The sequence below is a fragment of the Planotetraspora mira genome (assembly GCF_016863275.1).
GTDB lineage: Bacteria > Actinomycetota > Actinomycetes > Streptosporangiales > Streptosporangiaceae > Planotetraspora > Planotetraspora mira.
The window spans coordinates 140,037-152,891 of the sequence record NZ_BOOO01000001.1 but is presented as its reverse complement, the minus strand read 5'-3'; the positions used below and the strand labels follow the sequence as shown (position 1 = coordinate 152,891).

The following is a 12,855-nucleotide window of genomic DNA, read 5'->3' as shown; positions in this document are numbered from 1 at the left end:
GTGGGGGTCTCATGGGTGATTCGTTTGTACATCTGCACGTCCACACCGAGTATTCGATGCTCGACGGGGCGGCCCGGCTGAAGCAGATGTTCAAACACGTGGGCGACCAAGGCATGCCCGCGATCGCGATCACCGACCACGGCAACATGCACGGGGCCTACGACTTCTACAAGCAGGCCACCGCCGCCGGGGTGAAGCCGATCCTCGGCATCGAGGCGTACGTCGCGCCCGAGTCCCGGTTCCAGAAGAAGCCGGTCGTGTGGGGCGAGCCGCACCAGAAGAGCGACGACGTCTCCGCCGGCGGCTACTACACCCACATGACGATCTGGGCCAAGAACCGGGTCGGCCTGGGCAACCTCATGCGCGTCAGCTCCCGGGCGTACACCGAGGGGTTCGTCCGCAAGTGGGCACGGATGGACCACGACCTCCTGGCGGAGAACTCCGAGGGCCTGATGGCCACCACCGGCTGCCCGTCCGGGGAGGTGCAGACGCGGCTTCGCCTGGGGCAGTACGACGAGGCGGTCAAGGCCGCCGCCAAGTTCCAGGAGCTCTTCGGGAAGGAGAACTACTTCCTGGAGATCATGGACCACGGGCTCGACATCGAGCGGCGGGTCAGGGACGGCCTGACCAGGATCAGCCGCGAGCTGAACATCCCCCCGCTGGTCACCAACGACTCGCATTACACCTACGAGTCGGATTCGGCGAGCCACGACGCCCTCCTGTGCATCCAGACCGGCAAGCAACTGGCCGACCCGGACCGGTTCAGGTTCGACGGCAGCGGCTACTACATCAAGTCGGCCGACGAGATGCGGGCCGTCGACTCCTCCGACCTGTGGCAGGAGGGCTGCCGCAACACCCTGATGGTCGCCGAGAAGGTCGACCCCTCGGACATGTTCGGCTACAAGAACCTGATGCCGAGCTTCCCGACGCCCGAAGGGAAGACCGAGGAGGAGTTCTTCCGCGAGACGGTGTGGGCGGGCATGCGGCGCCGCTACCCGGAGGGCTTCGACGAGGAGCGCCGGGTCCGCGCCGAGTACGAGATGGGCATCATCCTCCAGATGGGGTTCCCGTCCTACTTCCTCGTGGTCGCGGACTTCATCATGTGGGCCAAGGAGAACGGCATCCGGGTGGGGCCGGGACGTGGCTCCGCGGCCGGCTCGCTGGTGGCCTACGCCATGGGCATCACCGACCTCGACCCGATCCCGCACGCCCTGCTGTTCGAGCGGTTCCTCAACCCCGAGCGTGTGTCCATGCCCGACGTCGACATCGACTTCGACGAGCGCAGACGCGCCGACGTGATCAGGTACGTCACGGAGAAGTGGGGCGCCGACAAGGTCGCCATGATCGCCACCTTCGGCACCATCAAGGCGAAGGCCGCCATCAAGGACGCCGCCCGCGTCCTGGGTCATCCGTACGCGCTCGGCGACAAGGTCTCCAAGGCGTTCCCGCCCGCGGTGATGGGCAAGGACATCCCCCTTTCGGGCATCTTCGACAAGGACCACCCGCGCTACAACGAGGCCGGCGAGCTGCGCAGGCTGTACGACGAGGACGTCGACGTCAAGGCGACGATGGACCTCGCCAAGGGCCTTGAGGGCCTGATCCGGCAGACCGGCGTGCACGCCGCCGGCGTCATCATGTCGGCCGAGTCGCTCGTCGACAACGTCCCGATCATGCGGCGGGACTCCGACGGCGCGATCATCACGCAGTTCGACTATCCGACCTGCGAGACGCTCGGCCTGCTGAAGATGGACTTCCTCGGCCTGCGCAACCTCACGATCATCGACGACTGCCTGAAGATGATCGAGCTGAACGGCAACGAGCCGATCGACCTGCTCAAGCTGCCGCTCGACGACCGCATCACCTACGAGCTCCTCGGCCGCGGCGACACCCTGGGCATCTTCCAGCTCGACGGCGGCGGCATGCGCTCCCTGCTGCGCATCATGCGCCCCGACAACTTCGAGGACATCTCGGCCGCCCTCGCGCTCTACCGGCCGGGCCCCATGGGCGCCAACTCGCACACGAACTACGCGCTGCGCAAGAACGCCCAGCAGGAGATCACCCCGATCCACCCGGAGCTCGAGGAGCCGCTCAAGGAGATCCTCGACACGACGTACGGCCTGATCGTGTATCAGGAGCAGGTCATGGCCATCGCGCAGAAGGTCGCGGGCTACTCCCTGGGCGGCGCCGACCTGCTCCGCCGCGCGATGGGCAAGAAGAAGAAGTCCGAGCTGGACAAGCAGTTCGAGTTCTTCGAGAAGGGCATGCAGGACAACGGCTTCTCGGCCGCGGCGATCAAGTCGCTGTGGGACATCCTGCTGCCGTTCTCCGACTACGCCTTCAACAAGGCCCACACCGCCGGGTACGGCCTGGTCTCCTACTGGACCGCCTACCTCAAGGCCAACTTCCCGGCCGAGTACATGGCCGGGCTGCTCACGTCCGTGAAGGACGACAAGGACAAGTCGGCGCTGTACCTCAACGAGTGCCGCCGCATGGGCATCAAGGTCCTCCCGCCGGACGTCAACGACTCCGACTTCGACTTCACCCCGCGCGGCACCGACGTCCGCTTCGGGCTGTCGGCCATCCGCAACGTCGGAGGCAACGTCGTCGACGGGATCATCAGCGCCCGCAAGGAGAAGGGCCGGTTCACCGACTTCAAGGACTTCCTGCGCAAGGTCCCCGCGATCGTCTGCAACAAGCGCGTCATCGAGTCCCTGATCAAGTCGGGCGCCTTCGACTCCTTCGACCACGTCCGCAAGGGCCTGCTGATGGTCCACGAGCAGGCCGTGGACGCGATCATCGACATCAAGAAGAACGAGGCGATCGGGCAGGACTCGCTGTTCGGCGCCGTCGAGGGGGACGAGGACCAGACCTTCGACGTGCAGATCCCGCCGGGGGAGTGGGACAAGACCACGCTGCTGCAGTTCGAGCGGGAGATGCTCGGGCTGTACGTCTCGGACCACCCGCTGCTCGGCGTCGAGCACATCCTCGCGTCCGGCGCCGACTGCTCGGTGGCCGCTCTGCAGTCCGAGGACCGGCCGGACGGCCAGATCGTCACCGTCGGCGGCCTGCTGTCCGGCCTGCAGCGGAAGGTCACCAAGAAGGGCGACACCTGGGTCCTCACCATGCTGGAGGACCTGGAGGGCGCCATCGAAGTGATGATCTTCCCGTCGGCGTACCAGCTGTGCGCCACGATCCTGGCCGAGGACGCGATCGTCTTCGTCAAAGGCCGGATCGACAAGCGGGAGGACGTCGCGAAGATCATCGCGATGGAGGTGACCGCGCCCGATCTCACGGCCGAGACCGGGGGGCCCCTCGTCGTCAGCCTGCCCGTGGCCCGGTGCACCCCGCCCGTCGTCGGCCGCCTCAAGGAGGTCCTGACGACCCATCCGGGGACGACGGAGGTGCATCTCCAGGTGCACAACGGGCCGCGGACCACGGTCATGCGCCTCGACGACCGGCTGCGCGTCACCCCCTCACCTGCGTTGATGGGCGACCTCAAGCAGTTGCTCGGGCCCGCCTGCCTCGGAGCCTGATCCCGGGACTTGAGGTTCCAGCGGCTGGAGGGTGCAGGCTGGTCGTGTGAGCGAGGACACACGGCTCTACACGATCGGGCAACTCGCTCGCCGTACTGAGCTTTCGGTACGCACGATCCGTTTCTGGTCCGACATCGGCCTGATCCCACCCGCCGGCCGGTCCGCCGGCGGGTACCGCCTCTACGACGCCGAGGCGGTCACCCGCGCCGACCTCGTCAGGACCCTGCGCGATCTCGGCGTGGGGCTTGAGGCCGTCCGCGAGATCCTCCTGCGGCAGGCCTCGGTCGCCGAGGTGGCGCAGGCCCATGTCAGGGCGCTGGACGCGGAGATCCGCACTCTGCGGCTGCGCCGCGCCGTGCTGAGCACGGTCGCCGAGCGCGGCGGCACGACCGAGGAGACGTTGCTGATGCACAAACTGGCCCTGCTGTCCGTGCGCGAACGCCGGCAGATCATCGATGACTTCGTCGACCGGGTGACCGCCGGGGTCGACCTCGAGGCGGACGCCGCGGTCATCGCCCAGTGGATGCGCGAGTTGCCCGACGACCCGGCCCCCGAGCAGGTGGACGCCTGGATCGAGCTCGCCGAACTCGTCGGCGACGAGGACTTCCAGCTCAAGATCAGGCAGATGGTGGCCGGGGGAGCGGCGGGACGGCGGCCCGAGTCCGCCTACGACGTGCGCGCGCTGGTCGTCCGGTTCGCGGGGCGGGCACTGGCGGACGGGATCGTGCCCGGTTCCCCGGAGGGCAAGGCCGTCCTGGACCGCATCGTGGCTCCCGATCTGCCGGCTCCGGGGCGAGCGGAGCTCCGCCGGTGGCTGGAGCCGCTCGCGGACGCCCGGGTGGAGCGGTACTGGCAGTTGCTGGACGCCGTGAACGGCCGGGTGCCGTCCCCGCCTGCCGTCCCCGCTGTGGAATGGGTGGTCGACGCGCTGCGCGTGCACGGCTGAGCCCCGGCCGCCGGCCGCGCATGATCACGACGTGCGTTCGCGCAGGTCGCGGGCGTTGATCGCGAGCCTGTGCATGATCACGATGGATGAGTGCGCAGGTCGGAGGACTTGATCGCGAAGGTGTGCATGATCACGCCCGATGGGTGGGCAGGTCAGGCGCCGTGATCACGAACCTGTGCATGATCACGGCGAGGGTGAGGGTGGGCGGGGGCCGGTTGTTTGTGGGCCTGGTCGGCATGGGGCTGACCGGTGTGGCCCTGGTCGGCATGGGGCGGACCGGTGTGGGGCTGACTGGTGTGGGGTTGGCCGGTGTGGGCCGCGTGGCGGGCTCGCGGTGGGCTGGTGGCTTTGACGGCGTCGTCGCCGGGCGAGGGGGCCACGGCACGGCCGACGTCCCGATGCCCCCCGGGTGTGGTCCTGTGTGAGGGGCCGGGGCGGTCTCCGCGCGCGTGGGCGCGAGGGCCGGCGCCACGGCGGTCGTGCCGGATGTCGGGGCGGCCGCCGCGCGGGTCGCCCCGCCAGCCGTCCGGCCATTCGTCGTGCCGGCCGTGTGGCCGTGCCTCCGTGCCTCCGTCTCCGCCGCCGGGTCCTTCGCCCGTGGCCCGGTCGGTGCCGTCCCCGTGGTCCCGGCCGCCGTCCCTGTCCCCGTCTGCGCCCCGGCCGCCGTCCCTGTCCCCGTCCGCGCCCCGGTCGCCGTCCCGGCCTCTGCGCCGGTCCTCCTCGTCGAGGGACTCCCTCAGGCCGGGCGTGAAGCCTCCGCCGAACCGGGACATGTCCGGGGGGACGAATCCGGACGGCTCGATGTGCTGAAGTGCCGCGGACATGGAGTCGACCCAGATCGGCCCGGGAAGGGAGGCGCCCTGTACGGCGCCGTAGGACTGGCCGCCGATCTCGACGCCCGTGAGCGGGTAGCGGTAGGAACCGCGGATGTCGCCGACGCTCACGGCCGCGGCGAGGTTGGGCGTGTAGCCGGCGAACCAGGCGGACGTGTATCCGTTGTTCGTGCCGGTCTTGCCGGCCGCCGGGCGTCCGATCGACTGGCCGCGCATCGTCCCCTGGGTGAAGACGCCGGACAGCACGTGGTTCACGGCGTCGGCGACCTCGGGGTCGAGTGCCTGCGTGCAACTCGGCGGTATCTGCGTCCGGGTCCCGTCCCGCTCCACGATGTCGGTGATCGCCATGGGCTGGCAGTAGCGCCCCCGCGCGGCGAACGTCGCGAACGCCGCGGACACCGTGGTGGGGTCCATCTCGTTGACCCCCAGCGTGAAGGTGGGGACCTCCTGCAGCGGCTTGCCGTCGGCCCGGGTGATGCCGAGGGCCTTGGCCGTCTTCACGACGTTGCACAACCCGACGGCCTGCTCGAGCTTCATGTAGAAGATGTTGACCGACTTCCAGGTGCCCAGTTCCAGGCTGTACGGCCCGCCGCTGCCCTCTCCGCTCGCGTTGTAGATCGTGGCCGACGGATCGTTCACCGGCCTGCCCGCGCAGTTGCGGAAGCCGCTGGAGGGCACGAAGGACCCCGGAGTCTGGAAGCCCTCCCCGAACCGCCAGCCCTGCGACAGCGCGGTGGCCAGGGTGAACGCCTTGAAGGTCGACCCGGCCTGGAAGCCGTCGCCGCCGCCGTGCGCCCGGTCGGCGGCCAGGTTGTAGGTGGTGCTCGGGCCGGAGTTCCGGTTCCGCGGGTTGCGGCCGTACCGCTTGCTGGCGGCCATCGCCCTGATCAGCCCGGTGCCGGGCTCCACCATGGTCTCGGCGGCGACCTGGTTGTCCTTCGGGCTGACGCGTTCGGCGATGGCCTTCTGCGCTGATTTCTGGGCGACGGGGTCGATCGAGGTCCACAGGGTGAGCCCGCCTCTTTGAAGGCGGCGCTCCCGGTCGGCCCGCGTGTAGCCGAAGGCCGGGTTGGTGAGCACCTCGTGCTCCACGTAGACGCAGAAGAAGGGGTAGGCACTGCCGCCGCACCCTCCCGGCTCGCCGCGCATGTTCAGCCCGAGCGGGCTCGCCGCCGTGGACTTGTCCGTGGCAGGCGTGATCATCTTCAGGTCGGCCATCCGGTCGAGCACGATGTTGCGCCGCTCCAGCAGCCGTGCCTGCTCCTCGTCGCCGATGGAGGGGTCGGTGTCGGACGGCGTGCGCACGGCGCCCGCGAGCGTGGCGGCCTGGGCGAGCGTCAGATCCGCGGCGTCGGTGTCGAAGAACCGTTGCGCCGCGGCCTGGACACCGAAGGCTCCCGCGCCGAAGTAGGCGATGTTGAGATAGCGCTCCAGGATCTCCTTCTTGGTGTACTTCTTCTCCATCGCCAGCGCGTACCGCAACTCGGTGATCTTGCGCTGGATGTTCTTGACCCGGGCGAGCGCACGCTCGTGCTCCGACTCGGCCTGGGTGAGCATGATGTTCTTCACGAGTTGCTGGGTCAGTGACGAACCGCCCTGCTTGATCCCGCCGGCCTGCGTGTTGGTGATCAGTGCCCGCAGGGTGCCCTTGATGTCGAGCCCGCCGTGCTCGTAGAAGCGGGCGTCCTCGATCGCGACGATCGCCTGCTGCATGGCGGGCGCGACCTGGGAGAGGGGCACCGACTGCCGGTTCTGGTAGTAGAACTGCGCGATCTGCGTGCCGTTGCGGTCGAGCAGCCGGGTCATCTCCGGGAGCGGTTCCTCGCGGGGAGGCGAGGGCAGGTCGGTGAAGGTGGACGCGACCCCCTTCACGCCGACCCCGGCCCCGCCCACCAGCGGCAGGACCAATCCCGCGACCAGGACGCCGCCCAGCGCTCCGGACACGCCCAGCGCGACGGCGGCGCTGAGGAGGCGAGAGGTCACGGGTTAACAGTGCGACGCGGCGGAGTGTCGCAAACTCCGGCCGCGAAAACTTTACGTTCCCCTGCTGATCTTCAGCCCGAGAGAGGTGAACTGCTCGAACGGCCGGTGGTAGCCCCGCTCGATGTGGTTGACCCCCCGCAGCGTGGAGGTGCCCTCGGCCACCGCGGCCGCCAGCACGGCCGAGAATCCCGCACGGATGTCGGGAAGCGTCACGTCGGCGCCGCGCAACTCGGACACGCCGCGGACCACGGCGGAATGCTTCGCGTTGGTGTCGTGGTAGCGGCAGGCCGGACCGCCCAGGCACTGCGCGAAGACCTCGATCTCGCAGCCCATCTTCTGCAGGGCGGGCACGTAGACCAGCCGGTTCTCGAAGACGGTCTCGTGCAGCACCGACATGCCCTCGGCCCGCGTGAACAGCACCATCAGCGGCGTCTGCCAGTCGGTCATGAACCCGGGATGCGTGTCGGTCTGCACCGCGGCGGCGCGCAGGCCGTCCGGGGCCGAGGCCGTCAGCCAGTCGTCGTTGATCTCGAACCGGGCGCCCATCCGCGCGAGGGTGGTGATGGCGGTGACCAGCCGGTCCTGCGGGCACCCGTGCACCCGCACCTCGCCCTTCGTGACGAGCCCCGCCACCAGGTACGAGAACGCCTCGATGCGGTCGCCGGCGAGCCACGTGGAGGCGCCGTGCAGGCGCTCCACGCCCTCGATGACGATGCGCCGGTCCGGGCTGAGCTCGATCATCGCGCCCATCCGCTGGAGGAACAGCGCGAGTTCCACCACCTCCGGCTCCATCGCCGCGCCCTTGATGACTGTCTTGCCCTCGGCGAGCACGGCGGTCATCAAGATCGTCTCTGTGGCGCCGACACTCGGGTAGGGCAGCGTGATCCTGCTTCCGCGCAGGCGCGTGGCCTTGGCGGTGATCCCGGTCTCGCCGACCTCGATCTCGGCGCCCATCGACCGCAGCGCCTCGACGTGGAAGTTGACCGGGCGCCGCCCGATCGGGTCGCCGCCCACCAGGGGGACGAACGCCTCGCCCGCCAGGTGCAGCAGCGGGCCGAGCATCAGGATCGGGATGCGGTTGAGCCCGGTGTACTCCTCCGGGACGCGGGGCCTGATCTCGTCGCTCCGCTCGATGGTGATCTCCCCGGGGGTGATCTCCACATGGATGCCGAGCGCCTCCAGCATGGCCGCCGTCAGGCCGACCTCGCCGACCTCGGGGGCGTTGTGCAGCGTGCTCGGGCCGTTCCCCAACATGGCCGCGACCATGTGCTTGGACACGGCGTTCTTGGACCCGCGCACCTCGACGTCACCCCGGAGGGGACCCGAGGGGTCGATCCGCCACACCTCTTCGCGGCCATTGCCTTGCACGCTCACACTTACTCCTCGCCGGTGGCTGGTGGAGCAAGGGTATCGGGGCTTGCCCCGATCACCATGTAGGTACCATCTGGACGGTGCGGCATTTGAGGGGCAATCTGACGACGCTGGTCGCGACCGTTCTCGTGCTGGTCGTGGTGGGGGTGGTGGCCGGTCTCGTGTGGTCGGCGCTGGCGCCCACCACCCAGTACGTCCTGACCGACGTGGGGCCGCAGCCGGCGGATCTCGAGGGTCAGTCGCTCATCGCGGCCGACGGCTGGTTCGCCGTCATCGGCGCGGTGTGCGGCCTCGTCTGCGGCGCCGGAGCGTACTTCCTGACGCGCACCCGCCCCGTGCCCGCCGTCCTGGGGGTCGCCGGCGGAGGGCTGCTGGCCTCCTACGTCGCCTCACTCGTCGGGAGTTCGGCGAAGGGAACGATCCAGGCCTCCGCCGCCGGCGGGTTGACGACGTCGACGTCGCTCGGCCTGACCGCGCACGGCGTGCTGTTCGCGTGGCCGGTCGTGGCCACGGGAGTCTTCTGGATCCTCGAGTTCGTGCTGACCTACCGGCTGCGGGGACAGGCCTGAGAGCCCGGGAGGTCCGGCTTCCTCCGCCAGGTGCCCCTCGCCTGCTCGAAAGCGTGGCCCAGTTGCAGGACGTCGAAGTCGGCCCACGGCCGTCCGACGATCTGCACGCCGACGGGCAGCCCCGCAGAGGTGAAACCGCAGGGCACCGACATGGCGGGCGCGTGGAGCACGCTGATCCAGTAGCAGGACCGCATCCACGCCAGATAGTCGGGCATCGGCGTGCCGTCGATCTCCAGGACGTACGGATCCTCCACCGGGAACGGCGGCACCTGGCTGACCGGCGCGATCAGGAAGTCGTATTCGCCGAAGAAGGCGTTCATCCGGTGGAACAGCCCGGTGCGCAGCCGCTCGGCCCTGGCGAGGTCGGCCCCCGTGACCTTGCGGCCCTGTTCCACGTTCCACGTGATGTTGGGACCCGCCTCGGGTAGTTCGCCCAGCGCCAGCGCGTAGTACCACGAGCGGTAGATCCGGAAGGCGTCCTCGGCGTCGGACAGGTCGAGGTCGACCTGCTCCACCTTGGCGCCGAGACCGGTCAGCACGGCCGCGGCCTCCGCGGTCACCCGCGCGGTCTCCGGATCGACGGGCAGCCCGCCGAGGTCGGGGCTGAACGCGATCCGCGCCCCCGTGAAGTCGCGCTCGAGCGGGCCCGCGAAGACCGACCCGTCCTCCCTGATCGCGTACGGCGAGGCGGGGTCGAAGCCCGCGATGGCGGTCATGAAAAGCGCCAGGTCGGCCGCCGTGCGCGCCATCGGGCCCGACACGCTGAGCGTGTACCAGGCGGCCTCGGTGGACACCGACGCAACGCGCCCGGGGGTCGGCCGCAGCCCCGCCACGTTGCAGAAGGAGGCGGGGTTGCGCAGCGAGCCGCCCATGTCCGAGCCGTCCGCCAGCGGCACCATGCGGCTCGCCAGCGCGGCCGCGGCGCCGCCGCTGCTGCCGCCCGCGCTCTTGGACAGGTCGTAGGGGTTGCGGGTCGCCCCGAAGACCTCGTTGACGGTGTGCGACCCCGTGCCGAACTCCGGGATGTTGGTCTTGCCGATCATGATGCCGCCGGCGTCCCTGACCCGGCGCACGAGCAGGTCGTCCTGGTCGGGCACGTGGCCGGCGAAGACGCGGGAGCCGTACGTCGTCCTGACCCCGGCCGTGTCGACCAGATCCTTGTGCGCGACGGGGAGGCCGTGCAGCGGGCCGCGCCAGTGACCGCGCGCCAGGTCGGCGTCGGCCTGCCCTGCCCGGTCGAGCGCCTGTTCGGCCACCAGCGTGACGATGGCGTTGACCTGGTCGCCGACCTCGTCGATGCGCCTCAGGTGCGCCTCGGCGAGTTCCACGGCGCTCACCGCCCGCTCACGCAGCAGCGCCGACATCTCCGTCGCGGTCAGTTCCACGAGTTCGGTCACGTTCGTGCCCCCGTTCCGTCGTCCTTCAGCTACGAGTCTCGGGTGGGGGAGCGGGCGGAGGCGATGGCAACAGTCGACAGGCTCAGGTCTTCGCGATGGGGGCGGTGACCGCCTGCGTGAGCCGTACGAGATTGGCGGGGGCCGTCTCGATCTGCAGGCCCCTGCGGCCCGCGGAGAAGTAGACGGTCTCGAAGCCGAGCGCCGACTCGTCGATCACCGTGGGCAGCTTCTTGCGCTGCCCGAGCGGGCTGATGCCGCCGACGACGTAGCCGGTGACCCGCTCCACCTTGACCGCGTCGGCCATCGCCGCCCGCTTCCCCTTGAGCGCCGCCGCGAAGGCCTTCAGGTCCAGTTTGCCCGCCACGGGTACCACCGCGACGGCGAGGCCCGCCTCCGTCTCCGCGACCAGCGTCTTGAAGATCCGCTCGTACGGCACGCCGAGCGCGTCGGCCGCCTCCTCGCCGTACGCCTGGGCGTTCGGGTCGTGATCGTAGGGGTGGAGGGTGAACTCCGCCTTCGCCTGTGTGAGGGCGACCGTCGCCGGAGTGCCCTGGCCGCCCTTGCTCCTGGTCTTGCTCACGCCGGACAGACTAGCGATCCGCGCGGCCGGCCCCATCTCCTTACCATCCATTTCACATGACTTGACTCAAGTCGACAGAGAACAGATCATCGTCCTTGATCCGGATATCGCCGTGCCCGTAGGCGGACGGGCCCCGCTCCTGCCGGACGTTCGTCATCGAACAGAGGATCATGCTCATGACCAGGCACGACATGGGGGTGACGCGCACGTGGACCCGGCTGCTCGCCGTGTTCGCCGTCGCGCTGGGGCTCTCCGCCGTCCCCGCCCACGACCCCGCGCGGGCGGCCGCCGCCCCTCAGTTCAAGGTGCTCGCCTTCTACAGCGGCACCTACGACGCGGCCCACATCGACTTCACCAAAGAGGCGAACCAGTGGTTCCCCCAGGCCGCCGCGCAGAACAACTTCTCCTACACCTCGACCACCGACTGGAACCAGCTGAACGCCGCCACCCTCGCGCAGTACCAGGTGGTCATGTTCCTGGACGACCTGCCGCAGACCGCCGCCCAGCGGTCGGCATTCGAGCAGTACATGCGGGGCGGCGGGGCGTGGATGGGGTTCCACGTGTCGGCGTTCAACACCAACCCGGGGAGCTGGTCCTGGTACCACAACGAGTTCCTCGGCACCGGGGCCTTCAAGTCCAACACGTGGGGCCCCACATCGGTCGTCGTGCGCAATGAGGGCGGCGCCGGCCATCCCACGACGGCGCGCCTGCCCGCCACGTTCACCTCGTCCGTGAGCGAGTGGTACAGCTGGAACAACGACCTGAGGAACAACCCCAACATCAAGATCCTCGGGTCCATCGACCAGTCGAGCTTCCCGGTCGGGACCGACCCCAACCAGACCTGGTACAGCGGTTACTACCCGATCATGTGGACGAACAAGAACTACAAGATGGTGTACGCCAACTTCGGCCACAACGCCATGAACTACTCGACCAACACCCGCCTGTCGTCCACGTTCGCCAGTGACACCCAGAACCGGTTCGTCATCGACAGCCTGCTGTGGCTGGGCGGGGGGAGCGCCCCTCCTCCGCCGCCGGACACGATCTCGCCCACCGCGTGGTACAGCCTCGCCAACCGCGCCAACGGCAAGTGCGTGGATGCCCGGGCGGCCGCCTCGGCGAACGGCACCGCCATCCAGCAGTACGCCTGCAACGGCACCTCCGCCCAGCAGTTCCAGGTCCAGCCGACCAGCGGCGGGTTCGCCCGGCTGAACAACCGCAACAACAGCGCCCAGGTGATCGACGTGACCAACGTGTCGACGGCCGACGGCGCCCCGCTCCAGCTGTGGGCGTACGGCGGGGGCGGCAACCAGCAGTGGCAGGCGGTCTCGGAAGGCGGCGGGTACTACCACTTCGTCAACCGCCTGAGCGGCAAGTGCCTGGACGTGCCCGGCGGCTCGGCCGCCGACTCCATCCAGCTTCAGCAGTACGCGTGCAACGGAACGGCGGCGCAGTCGTTCCAGCTGTCCCAGAGGGCGTAGCCCGCGGGCACTCACAGTGAACACCGAGGGCGGCCGGGAGATCATCGACCGGCCGCCCCTCGACGCGCCGAGGAGGTGCCGTGGAAGATCGCGCAGCTCGGGGCGCCGGGTTCCCGTCCACGAAACACGGCGTCCCGCATAGTGGGCAGAACGGGATCTGTC

The 12,855-nt window shown here is 69.4% G+C and carries 8 protein-coding genes; 4 read left to right on the top strand and 4 right to left on the bottom strand.

From position 1 onward, the window contains the following. Positions 1-11 precede the first annotated feature (11 nt). Both dnaE and Pmi06nite_RS00700 read left to right on the top strand, forming a co-directional pair. Positions 12-3,533, top strand: coding sequence for a DNA polymerase III subunit alpha (gene dnaE / locus Pmi06nite_RS00705; protein ID WP_203950797.1), 3,522 nt, complete (start codon positions 12-14; stop codon positions 3,531-3,533). Positions 3,534-3,579: 46 nt separating this feature from the next. Next, positions 3,580-4,479, top strand: a complete 900-nt coding sequence (locus Pmi06nite_RS00700) for a helix-turn-helix domain-containing protein (RefSeq protein WP_203950796.1) — start codon at positions 3,580-3,582, stop codon at positions 4,477-4,479. A 152-nt stretch (positions 4,480-4,631) separates the two neighbouring features. Here the strand turns inward: Pmi06nite_RS00700 and Pmi06nite_RS00695 are convergent, their stop codons facing one another. Together Pmi06nite_RS00695 and murA are read right to left on the bottom strand one after the other, a co-directional pair. Further along, positions 4,632-7,295 (bottom strand): transglycosylase domain-containing protein, encoded by a 2,664-nt coding sequence (locus Pmi06nite_RS00695; protein ID WP_203950795.1) that lies wholly within the window; start codon positions 7,293-7,295, stop codon positions 4,632-4,634. Positions 7,296-7,346: 51 nt separating this feature from the next. Beyond that, positions 7,347-8,669: a UDP-N-acetylglucosamine 1-carboxyvinyltransferase gene (murA, locus tag Pmi06nite_RS00690; protein ID WP_239094493.1), complete on the bottom strand. Its 1,323-nt coding sequence runs from the start codon at positions 8,667-8,669 to the stop codon at positions 7,347-7,349. Between the two features lie 77 nt (positions 8,670-8,746). On the opposite strand from murA, the gene Pmi06nite_RS00685 reads away from it, so the two are divergent. Next, the gene (locus Pmi06nite_RS00685; RefSeq protein ID WP_203950794.1) at positions 8,747-9,235 is read left to right on the top strand and encodes a hypothetical protein; all 489 of its coding nucleotides are present in this window, start codon (positions 8,747-8,749) and stop codon (positions 9,233-9,235) included. Here Pmi06nite_RS00685 and Pmi06nite_RS00680 read toward each other — a convergent pair. Beyond that, positions 9,211-10,632 (bottom strand): amidase, encoded by a 1,422-nt coding sequence (locus Pmi06nite_RS00680; protein ID WP_203950793.1) that lies wholly within the window; start codon positions 10,630-10,632, stop codon positions 9,211-9,213. The genes Pmi06nite_RS00685 and Pmi06nite_RS00680 overlap by 25 nt on opposite strands. 82 nt (positions 10,633-10,714) lie before the next feature. Beyond that, positions 10,715-11,212: a Cys-tRNA(Pro) deacylase gene (gene ybaK / locus Pmi06nite_RS00675; protein ID WP_239094491.1), complete on the bottom strand. Its 498-nt coding sequence runs from the start codon at positions 11,210-11,212 to the stop codon at positions 10,715-10,717. Positions 11,213-11,388: 176 nt separating this feature from the next. Here ybaK and Pmi06nite_RS00670 point away from each other — a divergent pair, with 176 nt between their 5' ends. Next, positions 11,389-12,693, top strand: coding sequence for an RICIN domain-containing protein (locus Pmi06nite_RS00670; RefSeq protein ID WP_203950792.1), 1,305 nt, complete (start codon positions 11,389-11,391; stop codon positions 12,691-12,693). The last annotated feature ends 162 nt before the right edge of the window (positions 12,694-12,855 follow it).